The organism is Hyphomicrobium sp. (assembly GCF_041659645.1).
GTDB lineage: Bacteria > Pseudomonadota > Alphaproteobacteria > Rhizobiales > Hyphomicrobiaceae > Hyphomicrobium_B.
The window spans coordinates 263,565-281,561 of the sequence record NZ_JBAZXX010000004.1; the positions used below are offsets into that span (position 1 = coordinate 263,565).

Below are 17,997 nucleotides of genomic sequence, written 5' to 3' on the forward strand. Positions count from 1 at the left end.
TGCGCCACTTTGGGGGGCCTTCACGTCGGCTTCAGAATTGAACAATTCAGACCGAAATAACGTTCGTTCAGCCTTGTCACAGACGTGAAACCGAAATGCGTCAAAGCCCGGAACGGCGATGGCGCAGGATTTTCTCGCCTTTGGGAGGGTTTATGACGGTTAAACGCAACGCGTTGATAACGGGCTCCACGAGCGGCATCGGACTCGGCATTGCTCGCGGCTTTGCCGCGATCGGTCATAACGTGATGTTGAACGGCTTTGCCGACCGCGAAGAAGTCGAGCGTTTGAAGGCCGATATTGCGTCGGCGCATGGCGTCAAGGTCGGCTACTCCGATGCCGACGTCAGCAAGCCGGAAGCCATTGCCGCCGCTGTCGAGCAAACCAAAGCCGAACTCGGCGAAATCGATATCCTGGTCAATAACGCAGGTATCCAGTTCGTTTCGCCGATCGAGGAATTTCCGATCGAGAAATGGGACGCGATCATCGCTATCAATCTTTCCTCCGCGTTTCACTTCACCCGCCTCGTGCTCCCGGGCATGAAGGAGCGCGGCTTTGGCCGCATCATCAACGTCGCGTCCGCCCATGCGCTCGTCGCGTCGCCGTTCAAATCGGCATACGTTTCCGCAAAGCACGGCATCGCGGGCCTGACGAAGACGGTGGCGCTCGAAGCCGCCGAGCATGGCGTGACCGTCAACGCGATCTGCCCCGGCTACGTGCTGACGCCGCTCGTGCAGAAGCAAATTCCCGATCAGGCGCACGCACGCGGCATCTCGGAAGAAGCCGTCGTCCGCGACGTGCTTCTCGCGGCGCAGCCGACGAAGCGCTTCATCACGGTCGAGGAAGTGGCGTCGCTCGCGGCATTCCTCGCCGACGAGCAGACAGCCTCGATCACCGGCGCGATCATTCCGATCGACGGCGGCTGGACCGCGCATTGACCACTGAAGATCAACGTCAACCACGCTGAGCCGAGGATTTCCCAGATGCGCGCCGAAGACATCCGCACATTGCCCTCCATGCCGCTCGCCGGTCCGAGCTATCCCGCCGGTCCCTATCGCTTCGTCGATCGCGAATACATGATCATCTCCTACGAGACCGATCCCGAAATCATCCGCGAGCAACTTCCCGAACCGCTCGAACCGGTCGACACGCCGATCGTGCATTACGAATGGATCTCGATGCCGGACTCGTCCGGATTCGGCAGCTACACCGAATCCGGTCTCGTCATTCCCTGCCGCTACAACGGCGAAGACATGAACTTCGTCGCCCAGATGTACCTCGACGACGATCCGCCGATCGTCGCCGGTCGCGAGATCTGGGGCTTCCCGAAGAAGTATGCGCATCCGAAACTCGAAGTCGTGAAAGACACGCTGACGGGAACGCTCGAATATGCTGGCCAGCTCGTCGCTATGGGAACGATGGGCTATAAGCATCTCTCGATGGCCGGAAACGGCGTCGCGACGACTGCGATCCTCGCGAAGACAGCGGTCAACCTCAAGGTCATTCCCGGCGTCGATGGCAAGCTGCAGATCTGCCAGCTCGTCGCCTACAACCTTACTGAGATCTCGATCAAAGGTTCGTGGATGGGGCCAGGACGCCTGCATCTCATCCCGCACGTCAATGCGCCGGTCGCCGATCTGCCGGTCCGCAAAATCGTCGGCGCGCGGCATTTTATTGCCGATCTGACATTGCCATTCGGCCGTGTTCTGCACGACTATCTGGCGTAAGCCGGGCGCGATGGGCGCACCGGCACTCGAACCACAGGTGCGCCCGTCATGCCCTCAGATCCGCAGGTCGTCATCACCGGCGCAAGCGGCCTTATCGCCAAAAACACGATCGCTGAATTTCTGCGCCGCGGTCATACCGTGCGCGGAACACTCAGAAGCCTGCAAAAGGCCGACGATGTGCGTCGCGCGGTCAGCCGCCTCGGCGCCGACCCGGAAAGCCTATCCTTCATCGTCGCCGATTTGACGAGCGACGACGGTTGGGACGAAGCCGTTGCGGGCGCCGGGGTTGTCGTCCACTCGGCGTCGCCATTCCCTATCACTCAGCCCGATGATCCCGAAGATGTCATCGCTCCGGCACGCGACGGCACATTGCGCGTCTTGCGCGCGGCGACGAAAGCCGCAGTCGCCCGCGTCGTGCTGACGTCGTCCACGGTCGCGATCTTTTATCCAAGCGGCCGCCCCATAGGGCACGTCTATTCGGAGGAAGATTTCACCGACGAAACGCGGCCCGACCTAACGCCCTATTTCAAGTCGAAGACCATCGCCGAAAAGACCGCCTGGGATTTCATCGAGTCGACGCCCGGCGCGCCTGAACTCGTTGCGATCAACCCGAGTTTCGTCCAAGGCCCAGCTGTTGACGCCGATCTGTCGACCTCCCACGAGCTGTATCGGATCATGGCCAAGGGCACCTATCCAGCCGCTCCGAGCATAAGCTTCCCCGTGACGGACGTGCGCGATGTCGCCGCAGCGCATGTCGAGGCGGCCTTCCAGCCCGGCATCGTCGGCAACCGCTATCTGGTGGGCGAGGGGATGCTGAGCCTCTACGAGCTCGGCCAGATCATGGCCCGCGAACTCCCCGATCTTAGCTCCAAGGTGCCGAAATTCGAGCTTCCCGACTTCGCCGTGCGGGCGATGGCGGTTTTCGACAGGAAGTTGCGGACCGTGCTTCCGGAACTCGGAGAAAAGAAGGCCTATTCCAACGCCAAGGTGAAGGCCGAACTTGGGCTTTCGCTGCGGGGGGCGGATGAGGCCGTCACCGCCGCGGTCCGATCATTACGAGACCTTAGGTTGATCTGACCGCCTGCGAGAACGTATTTCTCTTTCGGAATCGTCTTGGTCGAGGCGGTCGAGCATCAACTGCGGGCGGCCCGCCAACGCGTCTGAACAGACCCATCTGAAGAGCTGATCGATGACAATGAAGAAGTGGTTCCTCATCTGCGTGGCCGCCGTAATCGGCGCCAGCGTCGCGCCGAAAGTTTTCAGCCCGGCGGAAGACGCGCTTGCGCAAGAGAAGATTGCCCCGCCCTCGCGCGAGTCCATTCAGTACTCTTACGCGCCGATCGTGAAGAAGGCGGCGCCCGCAGTCGTGAACGTCTATGTACGCAGCCGCGTGCAAACGTTCGACTCGCCCTTCGCTAACGACCCGTTCTTTCGCCACTTCTTCGGGAATAACTTTGGCCGCCCGTCGGAGCGCGTGATGAGTTCGCTCGGCTCCGGCGTCATCGTCAATCGCGAAGGCTTCGTCGTTACGAACACGCATGTCATCAAGGGCGGTGGCGATACTGCCATTCGCATCGCATTGGCCGACAAGCGCGAGTTCGACGCGAAAGTGATCGCGCAGGACGACAAGGCCGACATCGCCGTTCTGAAGATCGAAGGCGGCGACGGCAATTTTCCGTTTTTGCAATTCGATGATTCCGATGCGCTTGAAGTCGGCGATCTCGTTCTCGCGATCGGCAATCCGTTCGGCGTCGGCCAAACCGTGACGAGCGGCATCGTCTCGGCCCTGTCGCGTACCGAGATCGGCCAATCCGATAGCCAAGTCTTCATTCAGACCGACGCGGCGATCAATCCGGGTAACTCCGGCGGCGCGCTCGTCGATATGTCCGGGCGCCTGATCGGCATCAATACGATGATCTACTCTCAGTCGGGCGGCTCGGTCGGCATCGGCTTCGCCATTCCCTCGAACCTCGTGCGTGTCTATGCAGATAGCGCGGCGCTCGGCCGAAAGGTCGAGAAGCCCTGGCTCGGCGCCAAGCTCGAAGCCATGTCGCGAGATATCGCCGAAGGCCTCGGCCTCGATCGCGTTTCGGGTGCCGTCGTGACACGCCTCTACGACAAGGGCCCCGCCGCCGCCGCCGGTCTTGAAGCCGGAGATGTCATCACGAATGTCGACGGCGTCGACGTCGTCGATGCACGCGCCGTCTATTACCGGATGACGACGAAGGGCATCGGCCAGACGGCGCGGCTCACCGTTATTCGCCACAACAAGCCGATCGATATCGCGATGCCGCTTGTCGCCGCGCCGAAGCCCGGTAAGAACGACGCCAAAAACCTGTCGGGCAATCACCCGCTCGACGGCGCGCGAATTTCGAACATTCTGCCATCCGTTGCCGACGAGTACGATCTCGACGATACCGACGGCGTTGTCGTTACGTCCGTGCGTGACGGTTCGACGGCTCAGACTTTCGGCTTCCAGCCGGGCGATATCATTGCTGCAATCAACAAAGACAAGATCGCGACCGTCGATGAAGCCGAACGCGCGTTGGCGAACCGGCGGCAGCTTTGGCAGATCTCGGTCAAACGCGGCAACCGCGTCCTCCAGCTTCAGGTCCCCGGTTAGGCCTTGTAGGCGCTAGGCGACACGCGTTTCACGCGCGGGCCGCCTAGGGCGCAAGAACAACCCTCGCCATTAACCTTGAATTGCCCGGTCCATCGTATTCCGCCGCTTCGGCTGTCGAGAAGCTGACAAATTCCTGGTCGAGGTTGCGCTCCTGGCCGTTGCCGTCGCGCGGCCCTGTAAGCGTAAACGGGAGCAAGCCGATGTCCGACAATCGTGGTGTGTTGATTATCGGCGAGGACGCCGTCCTGAAGGGCCAGGTCAAGAGCGGTCAGCGGATCGAAATCTGGGGCTACGTCGAAGGCGGCGTCACGGCCGCCGATGTCATCGTCCACGAGGGCGGTAGGCTCTTTGGCAACGTCAACTCCGATACGGCCGAAATTCATGGCACCATCCAGGGCGACGTCCGCGTTCAGCAACTCATCCAGATCAGGCGCACCGGCCACGCCGTCGGCAAGATCAAGTACGGCCGCCTGTCGATGGAGGAGGGCGGTGAGCTTACGGCGCACGTCCGCAACATTCCCCCGGCGCTGGGCGGCGATCTCGACCTCACGGTTTCGCAGGGTCGCACTGTGAGAATCACGACCGCCGATCTCAATGCGCTCGATCCCGACGACAAGCCTGAAAACCTGACCTTCCATATCTCGAACGCGTCGGGCGGATACGTAGGGCTCGCGGCCGACCCGGACCGCGCTGTGGCGACGTTCTCGCAGGCGGACCTGGAAAGCGGTCAGGTTTATTTCGCTCACGACGGTTCCGCTGCCGAGAAAGCCCGCTTCGACGTCGAGGTAACGGATGTCTCCGGCGCTAGCTCCGGCTCGCCTCAAACGGTCAACGTTGCCGTGCGGAGCTACTAGCTTCCCCTGTCATCCCTGCCGGAGCGTAGCGGAGAGCCGGGACCCAGGCCACGCGATCGAGGAGGGGTTCTCGGTCCCGGGTCTCACAAGGGGGGCGCCCGGGATGACAAACATTGGGTGCAACGCCCTGCCGTGGGTGCCCACGGCTTGCTTCCCCTTTGGACGGCGGCGCGGCGGCCTTATATAAGGCCCATATGACCAATCTCTTCGAAGCCGCCGGACTTGAGAAAAGCGCGCCGCGGCCGCTGGCCGATCGGCTGCGCCCGAAATCCTTGTCCGAAGTCGTCGGCCAGGAGCACATCGTCGGTCCCGACGGCACGCTGACGCGGATGCTCAAAAGCGGTCGCGTGCCGAGTTTGATTTTCTGGGGACCACCGGGCTCGGGCAAAACGACGATCGCGCGTCTTCTCGCTGGTGAAACGAACCTTGTGTTCGAGCAGCTCTCCGCGATCTTCTCCGGCGTCGCCGAACTGCGCAAAGCCTTCGACCGCGCCAAGATCATGCGCGAGCAGGGCAAAGGCACGCTGCTCTTCATCGACGAGATCCACCGTTTCAACCGCTCGCAGCAGGACAGCTTCCTGCCGTACATGGAGGACGGCACGATCACGCTTGTCGGCGCGACGACGGAGAACCCGTCGTTCGAGTTGAACGCCGCCGTTCTCTCGCGCGCCAGCGTCCTGGTGCTGAACCGGCTCAGCGACGCCGACCTCGAAACCATTCTCGAACGCGCCGAAAAGGATGTCGGCCGTTCGCTGCCGCTCGACGATGATGCGCGCGACGCCATGAAGGGCATGGCCGACGGCGATGGCCGCTCGATTCTGAACCTCGTCGAGGATGTGTTTGCCGCCGTCCCCGAAAAGGGCAAGCCGCTCAATCGCGATGCGCTCGTGAAGCTCGTGCAGCGCCGCGCCCCGCTCTACGACAAGTCGCGCGAAGGGCACTACAACCTGATCTCGGCGCTACACAAGGCGGTGCGCGGCTCCGATCCCGACGCCGCGCTCTATTATTTTTGCCGTATGCTCGACGGCGGCGAGGATCGCCTGTTTCTGGCGCGGCGCATTGTGCGTATGGCCGTCGAAGATATCGGCCTCGCCGATCCCCAGGCGCTCGTCGTCTGCAACGCCGCGAAGGACGCCTACGATTTTCTCGGGAGCCCTGAAGGCGAATTGGCGCTGGCGGAAGCCGTCATCTACGTCGCGACCGCGCCGAAATCGAACGCCAACTACGTCGCGTTCAAGGCCGCGATGCGTGCTGCAAAAGAGCACGGCTCGCTCGCGCCGCCAAAGACGATACTCAACGCACCGACGAAGTTGATGGAGGAGGAAGGCTACGGTTCCGACTACCGCTACGATCACGATCAGCCGGACGCGTTCTCGGGGCAGAACTATTTCCCCGACGCCTTCAAGAAGCGCCCGCAATACTACGATCCGCCCGAGCGGGGCTTTGAACGTGAGATTAAAAAACGCCTCGACTACTGGGCCAAGCTCCGCGCCGAGCGAAACAGCAAGTAGCCCCCATACCCCACTCTTCGGCCGCAGGCCGCGAGCCCGACCGGGCGACGGCGCGAGCGCCGCCCTCGCGGAGCCTGCCCGATCGCCTTAGGCGATCGGATCAGCAGGCGTGAGCGCGTTAGAGCATTACAGCGGAATATTATCGTGCTTCTTCCAAGGGTTTTCGAGCGTCTTATTGCGCAGCATGTTGAGCGCGCGGCAAAGGCGCTTGCGCGTCGCTGACGGCGTGATGACCTCGTCGATGTAGCCACGTTCGGCGGCGACAAACGGATTGGCGAAGCGCTTCTTATATTCGTCGATGCGCGCCTGGATCTTTACCGGGTCGGACAACTCGGAGCGATAGAGAATTTCGGCCGCGCCCTTCGCGCCCATCACCGCGATTTCGGCGGTCGGCCACGCATAGTTGACGTCACCGCGAATGTGCTTCGAACTCATGACGTCGTAAGCGCCGCCGTAGGCCTTGCGCGTGATGACGGTAACTTTCGGCACGGTCGCCTCGGCATAGGCGAACAGAAGCTTCGCGCCGTGCTTGATCAGACCGCCGTATTCCTGCGCGGTGCCCGGAAGGAAGCCCGGAACGTCGACGAAGGTCACGAGCGGAATGTCGAAGCAGTCGCAGAAGCGGACGAAGCGCGCGGCCTTGCGCGAGGCGTCGCTATCGAGAACGCCCGCCAGCATCATCGGCTGGTTGGCGACGATGCCGACCGTCGAGCCTTCCATGCGTGCGAAGCCCGTCACGATGTTTTTAGCGAAGGCGTCCTGAATTTCGAAGAAGTCCGCCTCGTCAACGACCTTCAGGATCAGTTCCTTGATGTCGTAGGGCTTGTTCGGATTGTCCGGGATCAACGTGTCGAGCGAATAGTCGATGCGCTCTGGGTCGTCATGCGTCGGCATCTCGGGAACGCCTGCTCTGTTGCTCGAAGGCAGGAAGTCCATCAAACGGCGCATCTGCAGCAGCGCTTCAAGATCGTTTTCGTAGGCCTTGTCGGCAATCGAGGATTTCGTCGTATGGACCTTGGCGCCGCCCAGTTCTTCGGCGGTCACGGTCTCGTTCGTCACGGTCTTCACGACGTCCGGGCCGGTCACGAACATGTAGCTCGTGTCCCGCACCATGAAGATGAAGTCGGTCATGGCAGGCGAGTAGACGTCGCCGCCCGCGCACGGCCCCATGATGACCGAGATCTGCGGAATAACGCCGGATGCCAGCACGTTGCGCTGGAACACTTCGCCGTAGCCACCGAGCGCGTCGACGCCTTCCTGGATGCGGGCGCCGCCGGCATCGAACACGCCGATGATCGGCGCGCGGTTCTTCAGCGCCATGTCCTGGATCTTGGTGATCTTCCTCGCGTGCGTCTCGGAGAGCGAGCCGCCCATGACGGTAAAGTCCTTGGCAAAGACGTAGACGACACGGCCGTTGATCGTGCCCCAGCCCGTGACAACGCCGTCGCCCGGCACCTTCGTCTTTTCCATGCCGAATTCGGTACAGCGATGCTCGACGAACATATCGAATTCTTCAAATGAGCCGTCGTCCATCAGGAGCTCGATACGCTCGCGCGCGGTCAGCTTGCCCTTGGCATGCTGCGCGTCGATACGGGCGCGGCCGCCGCCGAGGCGGGCGTTGTCGCGGCGATTCTCAAGCTCGTCGATGATGTCTTTCATGGAACCCCTTGCCTGGCTCGGGCGAAATAAGCGGAAAGGGCTCTCTAGCATGGCTCCGATGCAGCGCAAACGCTGAGTTGTCGCGAGCTGCCGAAGGCGCTCGGCAATCAGCCAGAAGCCTCGAAATCAAGCGCTTTTGACGGCGGTCTCTGCACCTTCGGCGGAGAGACGCGTGGTCATCTCAGCGGCCTTAACCTCGACGAACCCCGCGCCCCGGATCGGCTCGATCATCACCGGATGGCTCTCGGCTGCCGCCCAGACGAGCGTCGAGCCGATGAAGTTGGCGACGGGATCGGCAATAACGCGCTTACCCGAGATTTTCTTCATGTGGGCTTCGGCGTCGGGGCGGGTGGCGAAGACGTGCAGCCGGTCGGCGGAGCGAGGCTTCTGCGTGCCGGGTGTCAGCAACGGCCCCTCGGCATTGCCGACAAGGTAAACTTCGCCCTTTTCGCGTGCCGCGGCCGCGTAAACCGGTATTGCCTCCGTCTTGAGACGGATCAGAAGATCGCGCGGGTCGATCTCGGCTTCGATCGGATCGGAAACCCAATCTGTACCGACGAAGCCCTTCGCGGTCGCAATGCCGGGCAGGATGTCCGTTGCGAAAACCTCAAGCGATAGATCCTGAAGCTCGCGATTTCCGGCAAGCGCTTCGGCCCAGCGTCCGGCCTCGATCGGGCTCGACCAAAAAAGCTGTACCGTCCGCGCGAGGACTTTCTGCGATGGCACCGAGGCGTTTTCTTCGTCCGCAAGCGTCAGCACACGCCCTTCACTGACCGCTCGTCGCACGAAGCGGTCGCGTTGCGCAAGTTCCGGTATGCGCGGCGCGTTGAGCATTGATCATCGACCCCGAATCATTCCTGCAAGTGTTCTTGAAAGATGACTTCAGGACAAGCCGGTCCTACGGCGGATCGGGCGGTATTTATTCGGTCCGCGCACAGAACAGACAAGACGTGTTGGGTCTGCCCCCAGTGAACAGATGTCACAATCTTGCTGAGAACGCCGCCAGCGCTAGCGGTTTATTGCGCGGTCGCCGGTCTTGATTTGACCGGGCCGACCCCATAGCATGGTGTTCCTCAACAACTTGGAGTGGCTAGGACGCAAATCCGTCGGCCGCGAACATCGTGACCGAAGTCCTCATCGTCCTGGCCCTTGTTCTTCTCAACGGCCTTTTTGCGCTTTCTGAGCTGGCAGTTGTTTCCGCCCGGCGTCCACGCCTCAAGGCGATGGCAGCAGCAGGGCGGTCGGGTGCGAACAGCGCTCTGGCCCTCTCGGCTCAGCCCGGGCGCTTCCTCTCCGCCGTCCAAATCGGCATTACCCTCATCGGTACGATCAACGGCGCCTATTCCGGTGAGACCTTCGGCGAAGCTGCGTCCGCCCATCTCCAAACCCTGGGCTTGAGCGAGCCGCTCGCCGACCCCATTGGCTTCGGCGCGGTCATTGCCATCATCACGTACCTCTCGGTCATCGTCGGCGAACTGGTGCCGAAGACGCTCGCGCTGCGCAACCCCGAAGGCATCGCCTGCGTCGTCGCGCCGATCATGACGGCGTTCGCCAAGGCAGCGGCGCCGATCGTCTGGCTGCTCGACACCTCGACGAGCCTCGTCTTCCGTCTTCTCGGACTGTCGCGCGAGAGCGAGAACAAAGTTACGGACGAAGAGATCAAGACACTCATCGCCGAGGCGGAAACGGCGGGCGTGCTCGAAAGCGGCGAGGGCGAGTTGATTTCGGGCGTCATGCGCCTCGCGGATCGCGCCGTCGTCGGCATCATGACGCCGCGTACGGACGTCGTCTGGATCGATATCACCGCCTCAGCAGATGCAATTAAAGAACGCTTGATCTCGACGCCGCATTCGCGACTGCCGGTTGGCGAAGGCTCGACCGACAAGATGATCGGGGTGGTGCAGACGCGCGAATTGCTGGCGGACGTTCTTGCGGGCAACGCCCTCGATCTCAAAACGCGTATCCGCAAGGCGCCGATGATCCCCGAGACGGCAGCGGCTCTCGATGTGCTGTCCGTCTTGCGCGACGCCGAAGTGCCGATGGCGCTCATTCACGACGAATACGGCGATTTCGAAGGCCTCGTCACACCCGCCGACATCCTGGAAGCCATCGCCGGCGTTTTCAAATCCGATGCCGAGGGCCTGGAGCCGCACGCCGTCGAGCGCGACGACGGCTCGTGGCTGTTCTCGGGCGGTATGCCCGTCGACGAGATGGCCGACAAGATCGGCATGGAGCTTTCCGAAAATCGCTCCTATGAAACGGTCGCCGGGTTCGTGCTGGCGAGCCTTCAGCACCTTCCGAAAACGGGCGAGCACGTCGATATCGGCGGCTGGAGGTTCGAGGTCGTCGATCTCGATAGCCGTCGCATTGATAAGGTTCTTGCCAGCCGCCTCGTGCCGCTGCGGCGGCGGGTGACTTAAGTCGATTTGCCGAGCAGGGTCAGAAAATGCACGGCAGCGTCGAATTCTGCACGGCGGCCACGGCGGCGCGCGACGGCCTCTGCATCCTCGCCCCACACCGAGACTTGATAATCTTCATCGACATGCGCGGCTTTCCAAGCGGCGTCGGCGCTCATCCAGTCGCGGGCAAGCGCCAGGGCGATCAGCGCCGAGCCGGTCAGCGTCGTGATGATATGCAGCCCCGTCAGACGCATGGCATCGTGGGGAAGGAGCGCTCGTGAAAAGGCCGCCAGAGCATCGGCGGGCTGGGCGCTATGCACGATGCCGAAGACGACATGAAACTCCGTGCCGAGCGTTTCGTTCGCCCAGGCGACGATCGGATCCCAATGTTCCGCCTGCAACTCCACGAGTTCTTTCGGCATCTCGGCGCGATAGCAAAGGAGATCGCTTCCGGCGTAGGCAACGATGTCGGCGGCGACAGCGTTCAGCGTATCGGCCACGGCGTCGATGGCCGTGTTCGCGAAACGCGTCAGCGGCATACGCCTCGGATCGATGACGTCAGCCTGCGCGCGCCACTCATCCGCAACGGCTTCGGCAAGCGCCCGGGTCGGCAGCGCGAGGCCGCGCTTCTTCGGTGTCTTGATCTGCCGGCCGTCGAGCAGAACATGAAACGGCGCACCGTCGCCGACGCTCACCTCTTTGTAGAAGCGACGCGGGAGGGGCTTGGCGAAGCTATCGGTGGGGACCTTCGCTGGTCCCCCGGACGGCTTTGGTTTTGAGGAGTCGGGCTCCGCACGCTTGCCGTCGTCGTCTTCGGCGCTCATGCCGCGCGGCTTTCAAGCGCGAGGACGTCTTCGATGGCTTTCGGCAGATCCTCGAAGCGCTCGATGATGATGTGCGCGCCGGCGCCCTCAAGGTCGGCGACGGTATGATAGCCCCAGGCGACGCCGATTGCTGCCACACCGGCCGAGCGCGCCATCGCCATGTCGTAGGTCGTGTCCCCGACCATGACCGTCACCTCCGGCTTGCCATCCGTTTCAAGCATGGCGCGCTGTAGCATCGACGGATGCGGCTTCGACGGATGATCGTCTGCGGTCTGGATGGTGGCGAAGCTGCCGTGCCAGCCTTCACGATCGAAGAGCCGGTCAATACCACGGCGCGACTTGCCCGTCGCGATGCCCAGGAGGTGATCGTCGCGCGCGGCGAGGCGGGCGATCGTTTCCTTCGCCTGCGGAAACAGGATCTCGGTCTCGGCGGGGTCGTGCTTCAGTTCGCGGAACGCCGACTTATAGCGCTCGGCGAGCGCCGCGCGCGTCGCCTTGTCGGCGTCGGGAGCCAGCATCGCGAAGGCTTCGGGCAGGGATAGGCCGACGACCGACAGCGTCGCCTCGCGGCTCGGCGGGGTCATCTGCAGCGAGGTAAAGGCGTGGACCATCGACAGCACGATGCCCGCCTGGCTATCGACGATTGTGCCGTCGCAATCGAAAACAACGAGTTTCATGGGGGCGTTCTAGCACGCCACCGCAAAGAGGCAAATCAGGTGGCAGGTCGGCCAAACCTGTGCTGCAGCCACAGCAGGGCGAAGCCGAAGAGCGGGATCAAGAAGTCCAAATAGAAAATCACTCCGGCATTGCCTGGCGCGAAATTGTGCTCCGCGACGATCTGATAAATGTGCCCAAAACCGGCGCCGAGAGCAAACAAACCAGGCCCGACGATAGCAGCGAGGCGAAGGTCGAAGCTCCGGAACGCTGCGAGAAAGCCGACCACGGAAAAGCCAAGGCTCGCCGTCCCGACTTCGAATTGAAAGGGACTATCGGCCCAGCCGATAAACGCGGCTGCCGTTTTGCCGAAGATGCTGTGCATCACAAAGTTATACAAAAAGCAGACGCCAATGGCCCAGAAGACGTGCCAGGAAATCAGCTTCTCGACCACGAGCGCTGAGCTGACCGGTTTCGGCTCCTTAGCGATTGCCGCGACCGAGAACAGCAGACCGATTACCAGGAACGTCAGAGTAAAATTCGAGAGGGCAAAGGCAATCACATCTTTAATCATGGTGCATCGTCCTACCTTACTCGAACTTTTCCTCGTCAAAGCCCAGAAGCTCCCATGTCCGGCGCATGTGATCCGGCAGCGGTGCCGTGATGTCGATCGTCTTGCCTCCCTTGGGGTGAGGGATGACGAGGCGGCGGGCGTGCAGGTGAAGCTTCTTATCCATGTTCTCGGCGGGCATGGTCACGTCGCCCTCGTACTTGTTGTCGCCGACGATGGGATGACCGATGAGATGCATGTGGGCACGCAACTGATGCTGGCGCCCCGTGACCGGCTTCAGCGACACCCAGGCGGTTTTTTGGGCGGCGCGGTCGATGACGGAATAGTGCGTCGTCGCGTGCATGGCGACCTCTTGCTCGCCGGGCCTCGCCTTGCGCACGCGATCGCCGTCCGGGCCTGAGGCCTTGACGAGTGCGGCTTCTACCTTTCCTTGCGGCGGCTTTGGCACGCCTTTGACGAGCGCCCAATAAGTCTTCGCGGCCGAGCGCGTCTGGAAGGTGCGGCCGAGCTTTGCCGCCGCGTCGCGTGTCTTCGCAACGAGCAGCACGCCCGTCGTATCGCGGTCGAGGCGATGCACGAGCCGAGGGCGTTCGCCGCCGAAGCGATCCGCCATGCCCTCAAGCATGCCGTCGATATGTTTCTTCGTTCCCGTGCCGCCCTGAACAGCAAGACCAAACGGCTTGTTGAGAACCAGCACGTGGTCGTCCTCGAACAGGATCATCTTCTCGATGGTGTCGCGGTCGCCCTTTGAGACACCGGGGGGGGCCTGCAGGCCCGTTCCCGATTTCTTGGGCTGGCGGACAATCGCAGGAACGCGAATTTCCGATCCGGCATTCAGGCGGTCGTTGGCCTGCGCCCGCTTGGAATTGATCCGCACTTGGCCGGAGCGGAGAAGCTTCTGGAGATAGGTGTAGCCGACCTCCGGGAAATGCACACGGAACCAGCGGTCGAGGCGCATATCGGCCTCGCCATCGGCAACGCGCAGCGTTTCGACTTTTGCAGATGCGTCGGTCATGCGGGCGCGAGCCTCTCAACTAGGCCAGTGAAAACGCGGCCGACGAAGTATCGTTTTCCCGCCCCGATTGCGTTGATACCGAACGCGAGCAAATATCGTTTCATTGAGAATCCCGGAAGTCGATCAGATCCGTATAGCTCCGATCGTTTCCCGGAGGAAGGGCGGCACATCCGTCAAGCTAAACCGCAGCACCAGAAAGGTGGCCGATCGCGGCGGTCAGGGCCATCGCCAGAGCACCCCAGAATGTGACGCGCGCAGTCGCGCGCCAAACGTTGGCCCCGCCTGCGCGAGCGCCAACCGCGCCAAGGGCGGCAAGACAGACAAGGGAAGCCGCAGTCACGAGCAGGGTCACTCGCCCTTCAGGTGAGAAAACAGCGACTAAAACGGGCACCGCCGCACCGACGGCGAATGACGATGCCGACGCGATTGCGGCGGTGATCGGGCGAGCGGTTGTCAGTTCCGAAATCCCCAGTTCTTCCCGGGCATGCACGGCAAGTGCGTCATTAGCCATGAGTTGCTTGGCGACCTGCTTTGCAAGTCCGGGTTCCACGCCGCGCTTGGTGTAAATGTCCGCGAGTTCTTGCAGCTCGAAATCGGGCTGCTCGGCGAGTTCTTTGCTCTCCCGTGCGAGGTCGGCATGTTCGGCGTCGGCCTGTGAGCTGACCGAGACGTACTCGCCGGCAGCCATCGAGAGAGAGCCTGCCACGAGCCCAGCAATGCCTGCGACGAGGATCGACTTCGGTGATGCATCAGCCGAAGCTACGCCTGCGATCAGACTCGCGGTCGAAACGATGCCGTCGTTGGCTCCAAGCACAGCAGCACGAAGCCACCCCACGCGTTCAACGATGTGCTGCTCGGATTGTTGCGCCACGCGTTCGCCTCCTGCTCTATCTACGTTCGGGCGTGGGGACCGCACCAACCGGGAAGATACGCTGCGGCCGGGCTTTTCGCGAATTCGAGCGCTTTCACGAGCGCGGTTTCAGCGTCTCCTTTCGCGGTCTTGGTGTCGACGCGCCGGCGAAGGGCATCGGCCCATAGAAATTCGCTGAACGGCGTCGTGTCCTTGGCGTAGCCGCCCGCGAATCGGAGTTCGCCCGCCAAGCTGCGATAGGGATCATCCTGAAGATCGGCGATCGTCTTCGGAAGCTCGGCACGCGTCTGGCGCTGGCCGTCGCTGTCGAACGGATGCATCCAGCCGCGGTTGTCCATAAACGTCCAGAACTCATCCTTTTCGAGCGCGCGCAGATCGGCCACGGGCGAGATCAGGATCTGCTTGACGCCTTCTTCGTGCAGCGCGCGCGCGAGATGATGATGGTCCACGACGTAGTAGCGGTTCTTCGGGCCGCGCACGACGGGGATCATATGACGGCCAAGGAATGAGCCAGTCTTGGTTGGTGCAAGCCCTCGCCAATCGGCCCGCTTGCGCTCGACCTCGCGCATGCCGACGGTCATCTGCGTCGGCCGGAGATCATCGATTGAGATTGCGTGCAGCAGCGGTTGCGGCGACTGAGCGTCGGGCTGCGTCGTTTGTTGGGCCATCTTGACCATCCGGGGGAAGCCGCGCGAGGACGGCGGCATGTGAATGAAATTAAATAGTCCGGCATCGCTACCAGAGAGATGGTTTGTAGTGGATATCGGACCGTCGGCAGACTTACCAAATATTAAAGGACAATTCTTCGATTAAATGCCGTGAGATCGTTCCGCTCAGACAAAAACATCCCCGGGCCAAGCCCGAGGATGTAAACAAGACGGGATACGTCTAGGTACATGCTTGGTGGCCGGCGCGGAACGCGTGTCGCCTGGCACCAAGGATTTAGAGATCGACCCACACGCCGCCACGCCAATATCCGTGGCCAGCGTGTTCGCGCCACCGGTGATGCTCTGCTTCTTTCCATTTCCAGTTGTCGGGATAAACGCGCAGATTAAGACCCGGCGCGTAGTCACGATGCTCTTTTACATGCCAGCAATCGCCTTCGCCGTTGCACACGATCGCAGCGGACGCCGCCGTCGCGGTGAAGGCAAGCATGGCAGCCCCTATAAGGGCAGCCGTTGTGACAAGCTTCATCGTCATCTCCTTTTGCTTGGCTGTCGAGTGCAGGACAAACCCGTCCGACGCCGAGAAGTTTCCGAATGCGCACAAGATTTCGCAGCGTGGTTCGATGCATCTGAAAGAGCTGCATGAAATCGCTTTTGCTCAATAGCAATTATGAAACGGTGACGTTGCGCTCGAAGGCGCTAAATCTCTCAGATGTTGTGCTCGTCGCGAATGCGAGCGAGGTAAGCGGCGAGATTAGGCTTGCTCGCAACATAGCCCGATCCCGGCCATTGCTGCGGCTGATCGGCAAGATGGCGAAGCATGGCGTAGACCGACGCATCGATCGAGCGCAGCCTGTCGCCGAGGAAATATGGCTTGTCGGCCAAATAATCGGATATGGCGTCGAGATCGGTCCGGAAGCAGTCGAGCACGATCTCAGAGCAGCGCCGCCCCATGCCCTGCCCGGCGAACCCCGAAAGAATACGGACGCGAAAGGCATCCAATGCCGCCCGCAGTTCGGGCGTCACCTCGGCGCCTGGAACGATATACGGGATATATGTTTCCCAACCCGAATCCGATCGCCATCTCGGCTCGATGACGCCGCTCCAGTAAAGATGCTCCTCGATCAGCCGATGCCATGCCAGGGCGTTCGCCGCTTCGGCACGAGAAAGCCCCGCATCGAGCGGATCGTCGTACTTTTGTTTGAAGTAGGCAATAATGGCATTTGAATCCGCGACCTTCATGCCGTCGCTGTCGATGATGTAAGGCAGCTTGCCATGTGGCGCGTCTTCATCGATCCGCGAGAGATCTTGCGGCCGGAGCTGAAACGCCAGTCCGGTAAATGTCATGTAGACGACGACCTTGGTGACGTAGGGGCTAATGTCGGGAAGCCCCCAAGCCGGCACGTAACCATAGACCGTGATCATCGTAGCCCCGCTTCACCCGCCGTGCTCAATGCGCCGAATGGAGTCTGTTCGCTGCCCGGACGTGTTGCAGGATTTTTCTGAGCACGCTGGCCATCAATTCGTTGGCGCGTTCGTTGAGCGATGACTCGGTCGTCTCCGTAACCGATTTGCCGCCATTGTGCGCGCGGCGATACCCAAGCCGCTCGGGCAGCGAACCGTTGAGCGCCGGATAGCCCGTCGATTCGAGATAGCGCCGCGCTCCGCGTTCCTCTTTCGCATCGAGGACTCGGCAGAGCGCCACGCACAAACGGTCTTTCGGAATCCCGATATGCTCCAGCTCATAGAGGAGGAGCGTCGTCGGGTGGAGATCGTCCGTGCCGCTGCCGGTTGGAAGAATGATCAGATCCGACGCGCGGGCGACCTCGAACGTCTCGGGCGAAAGGTAACCGGGCGTATCGACGACGATGAGATCGACGTCGTGCACCTGCTTCAGCGCCTCTCCGACGGCTGAAAATGCCTCTGCATCGATGGTCTTCAGCGCCCGGCTCGACGCGCGGGTCGTCGACCAGCGCACGGACGTCTGCTGGCCGATATCGAGATCGATAAGCTTGACGCGGAGATTGCCTTGCGTCGCAACAACGGCAACAGCCCTCGCCAGCGTGCTTTTGCCGACGCCGCCTTTCTGGCCGATGATGGATAGAACGACAGGCATGAGATCGACCGGCGGATGAATACGTTCAGTGCTGAGCCTGTAGGCTAGCGCCGAGTAATAGCGCGGCCAAGCGTCTTTGCGTCAAGGAAAGCCGCGGCACTCGTTAATCTTCAGCCACGGGGTAAAAATGTCGGGGTTTCCCATGCTCCAATGGCCGGCGCCCCCTGTGGGGGCTCGCCGTCGCGAGACGCCAACAAGGCGGAACCTAAAGACTCTTCCGCGCGTTCGATTTCCAACGACATTCATAATGGAGGCCCCAATGGGCGGTAATCTCATTTACTACGCGATTGTCTTTCTGATTATCGCGATTGTTGCTGCGGCACTCGGCTTTGGTGGTGTCGCGGGAACGGCGGTTTCCGGTGCCCACATGTTGTTGATGGTGGCTGTGGTCTTCGTGATCATCGGTCTGGTGGCCGGTGTGTTGCGGCGCGGCACATAAGCATCTGGGCATGGGCCAAAACGGCGGTTCGGAATTGAACCGGTGGGCCCCGGCGCGCAGCGAAGCGCCGGG

The 17,997-nt window shown here is 61.8% G+C and carries 19 protein-coding genes; 8 read left to right on the forward strand and 11 right to left on the reverse strand.

All coding sequences use genetic code 11. The features are described from left to right. The first annotated feature begins 152 nt into the window (after nucleotides 1-152). The 6 genes from WC811_RS15650 (at nucleotide 153) to WC811_RS15675 (ending at nucleotide 6,712) form a co-directional block, all read left to right on the forward strand. On the forward strand, nucleotides 153-935 hold the full coding sequence (locus tag WC811_RS15650; RefSeq protein WP_372646250.1) for a 3-hydroxybutyrate dehydrogenase: 783 nt from the start codon (nucleotides 153-155) through the stop codon (nucleotides 933-935). A gap of 45 nt (nucleotides 936-980) precedes the next feature. Then, nucleotides 981-1,724 (forward strand): acetoacetate decarboxylase, encoded by a 744-nt coding sequence (locus WC811_RS15655; protein ID WP_372646251.1) that lies wholly within the window; start codon nucleotides 981-983, stop codon nucleotides 1,722-1,724. Nucleotides 1,725-1,772: 48 nt separating this feature from the next. Then, nucleotides 1,773-2,801, forward strand: coding sequence for an NAD-dependent epimerase/dehydratase family protein (locus tag WC811_RS15660; protein WP_372646252.1), 1,029 nt, complete (start codon nucleotides 1,773-1,775; stop codon nucleotides 2,799-2,801). 112 nt (nucleotides 2,802-2,913) lie between these two features. Continuing rightward, complete coding sequence (locus WC811_RS15665) at nucleotides 2,914-4,347, forward strand: Do family serine endopeptidase (protein WP_372646253.1); 1,434 nt, start codon at nucleotides 2,914-2,916, stop codon at nucleotides 4,345-4,347. 200 nt (nucleotides 4,348-4,547) lie between these two features. Beyond that, on the forward strand, nucleotides 4,548-5,201 hold the full coding sequence (locus WC811_RS15670) for a polymer-forming cytoskeletal protein (protein ID WP_372646254.1): 654 nt from the start codon (nucleotides 4,548-4,550) through the stop codon (nucleotides 5,199-5,201). A 194-nt stretch (nucleotides 5,202-5,395) separates the two neighbouring features. After that, entirely contained in the window at nucleotides 5,396-6,712 is a 1,317-nt protein-coding gene (locus tag WC811_RS15675) for a replication-associated recombination protein A (RefSeq protein WP_372646255.1), read from the forward strand. Nucleotides 6,713-6,838: 126 nt separating this feature from the next. On the opposite strand, the gene WC811_RS15680 is transcribed toward WC811_RS15675, so the two are convergent. Then, nucleotides 6,839-8,371: an acyl-CoA carboxylase subunit beta gene (locus tag WC811_RS15680; RefSeq protein WP_372646256.1), complete on the reverse strand. Its 1,533-nt coding sequence runs from the start codon at nucleotides 8,369-8,371 to the stop codon at nucleotides 6,839-6,841. Between the two features lie 126 nt (nucleotides 8,372-8,497). Beyond that, nucleotides 8,498-9,205 (reverse strand): DUF2750 domain-containing protein, encoded by a 708-nt coding sequence (locus WC811_RS15685; RefSeq protein WP_372646257.1) that lies wholly within the window; start codon nucleotides 9,203-9,205, stop codon nucleotides 8,498-8,500. Nucleotides 9,206-9,492: 287 nt separating this feature from the next. Here WC811_RS15685 and WC811_RS15690 point away from each other — a divergent pair, with 287 nt between their 5' ends. Further along, on the forward strand, nucleotides 9,493-10,791 hold the full coding sequence (locus WC811_RS15690; RefSeq protein ID WP_372646258.1) for a hemolysin family protein: 1,299 nt from the start codon (nucleotides 9,493-9,495) through the stop codon (nucleotides 10,789-10,791). Here the strand turns inward: WC811_RS15690 and WC811_RS15695 are convergent. From WC811_RS15695 to WC811_RS15735, 9 genes are all read right to left on the reverse strand, one after another. Beyond that, nucleotides 10,788-11,594, reverse strand: a complete 807-nt coding sequence (locus WC811_RS15695; protein ID WP_372646259.1) for an ATP12 family chaperone protein — start codon at nucleotides 11,592-11,594, stop codon at nucleotides 10,788-10,790. The two genes, WC811_RS15690 and WC811_RS15695, sit on opposite strands and share 4 nt — an antisense overlap. After that, a complete protein-coding gene (locus WC811_RS15700) occupies nucleotides 11,591-12,271 on the reverse strand; it encodes an HAD-IA family hydrolase (RefSeq protein ID WP_372646260.1) in 681 nt (226 codons plus the stop codon). The genes WC811_RS15695 and WC811_RS15700 overlap by 4 nt, the downstream gene beginning before the upstream one ends. A gap of 35 nt (nucleotides 12,272-12,306) precedes the next feature. Beyond that, the gene (locus WC811_RS15705) at nucleotides 12,307-12,822 is read right to left on the reverse strand and encodes a DUF6790 family protein (RefSeq protein ID WP_372646261.1); all 516 of its coding nucleotides are present in this window, start codon (nucleotides 12,820-12,822) and stop codon (nucleotides 12,307-12,309) included. Between the two features lie 16 nt (nucleotides 12,823-12,838). Then, nucleotides 12,839-13,834 carry an RluA family pseudouridine synthase gene (locus WC811_RS15710; RefSeq protein ID WP_372646262.1) on the reverse strand — a complete coding sequence of 332 codons (996 nt, stop codon included), beginning with the start codon at nucleotides 13,832-13,834 and terminating at the stop codon, nucleotides 12,839-12,841. A 178-nt stretch (nucleotides 13,835-14,012) separates the two neighbouring features. After that, nucleotides 14,013-14,705, reverse strand: a complete 693-nt coding sequence (locus WC811_RS15715; RefSeq protein WP_372646263.1) for a VIT family protein — start codon at nucleotides 14,703-14,705, stop codon at nucleotides 14,013-14,015. A 20-nt stretch (nucleotides 14,706-14,725) separates the two neighbouring features. After that, a complete protein-coding gene (locus WC811_RS15720; RefSeq protein ID WP_372646264.1) occupies nucleotides 14,726-15,373 on the reverse strand; it encodes a ParB-like protein in 648 nt (215 codons plus the stop codon). Nucleotides 15,374-15,647: 274 nt separating this feature from the next. Next, a complete protein-coding gene (locus tag WC811_RS15725) occupies nucleotides 15,648-15,899 on the reverse strand; it encodes a hypothetical protein (protein WP_372646265.1) in 252 nt (83 codons plus the stop codon). A gap of 179 nt (nucleotides 15,900-16,078) precedes the next feature. Then, on the reverse strand, nucleotides 16,079-16,795 hold the full coding sequence (locus WC811_RS15730) for a glutathione S-transferase family protein (protein WP_372646266.1): 717 nt from the start codon (nucleotides 16,793-16,795) through the stop codon (nucleotides 16,079-16,081). Nucleotides 16,796-16,820: 25 nt separating this feature from the next. Continuing rightward, complete coding sequence (locus WC811_RS15735; RefSeq protein WP_372646267.1) at nucleotides 16,821-17,486, reverse strand: ParA family protein; 666 nt, start codon at nucleotides 17,484-17,486, stop codon at nucleotides 16,821-16,823. 259 nt (nucleotides 17,487-17,745) lie between these two features. Between WC811_RS15735 and WC811_RS15740 the strand changes: the two genes are divergently transcribed. Further along, complete coding sequence (locus WC811_RS15740) at nucleotides 17,746-17,925, forward strand: DUF1328 domain-containing protein (protein ID WP_372646268.1); 180 nt, start codon at nucleotides 17,746-17,748, stop codon at nucleotides 17,923-17,925. Nucleotides 17,926-17,997 lie beyond the last annotated feature (72 nt).

What these genes read in the sequence shown, in the direction of transcription:
- WC811_RS15650 (WP_372646250.1), top strand. Translation starts at nt 153, where the DNA reads ATGACGGTTAAACGCAACGCGTTGATAACGGGCTCCACGAGCGGCATC.
- WC811_RS15655 (WP_372646251.1), top strand. Translation starts at nt 981, where the DNA reads ATGCGCGCCGAAGACATCCGCACATTGCCCTCCATGCCGCTCGCCGGT.
- WC811_RS15660 (WP_372646252.1), top strand. Translation starts at nt 1,773, where the DNA reads ATGCCCTCAGATCCGCAGGTCGTCATCACCGGCGCAAGCGGCCTTATC.
- WC811_RS15665 (WP_372646253.1), top strand. Translation starts at nt 2,914, where the DNA reads ATGACAATGAAGAAGTGGTTCCTCATCTGCGTGGCCGCCGTAATCGGC.
- WC811_RS15670 (WP_372646254.1), top strand. Translation starts at nt 4,548, where the DNA reads ATGTCCGACAATCGTGGTGTGTTGATTATCGGCGAGGACGCCGTCCTG.
- WC811_RS15675 (WP_372646255.1), top strand. Translation starts at nt 5,396, where the DNA reads ATGACCAATCTCTTCGAAGCCGCCGGACTTGAGAAAAGCGCGCCGCGG.
- WC811_RS15680 (WP_372646256.1), bottom strand. Translation starts at nt 8,371, where the DNA reads ATGAAAGACATCATCGACGAGCTTGAGAATCGCCGCGACAACGCCCGC.
- WC811_RS15685 (WP_372646257.1), bottom strand. Translation starts at nt 9,205, where the DNA reads ATGCTCAACGCGCCGCGCATACCGGAACTTGCGCAACGCGACCGCTTC.
- WC811_RS15695 (WP_372646259.1), bottom strand. Translation starts at nt 11,594, where the DNA reads ATGAGCGCCGAAGACGACGACGGCAAGCGTGCGGAGCCCGACTCCTCA.
- WC811_RS15700 (WP_372646260.1), bottom strand. Translation starts at nt 12,271, where the DNA reads ATGAAACTCGTTGTTTTCGATTGCGACGGCACAATCGTCGATAGCCAG.
- WC811_RS15705 (WP_372646261.1), bottom strand. Translation starts at nt 12,822, where the DNA reads ATGATTAAAGATGTGATTGCCTTTGCCCTCTCGAATTTTACTCTGACG.
- WC811_RS15710 (WP_372646262.1), bottom strand. Translation starts at nt 13,834, where the DNA reads ATGACCGACGCATCTGCAAAAGTCGAAACGCTGCGCGTTGCCGATGGC.
- WC811_RS15720 (WP_372646264.1), bottom strand. Translation starts at nt 15,373, where the DNA reads ATGGCCCAACAAACGACGCAGCCCGACGCTCAGTCGCCGCAACCGCTG.
- WC811_RS15725 (WP_372646265.1), bottom strand. Translation starts at nt 15,899, where the DNA reads ATGAAGCTTGTCACAACGGCTGCCCTTATAGGGGCTGCCATGCTTGCC.
- WC811_RS15730 (WP_372646266.1), bottom strand. Translation starts at nt 16,795, where the DNA reads ATGATCACGGTCTATGGTTACGTGCCGGCTTGGGGGCTTCCCGACATT.
- WC811_RS15735 (WP_372646267.1), bottom strand. Translation starts at nt 17,486, where the DNA reads ATGCCTGTCGTTCTATCCATCATCGGCCAGAAAGGCGGCGTCGGCAAA.
- WC811_RS15740 (WP_372646268.1), top strand. Translation starts at nt 17,746, where the DNA reads ATGGGCGGTAATCTCATTTACTACGCGATTGTCTTTCTGATTATCGCG.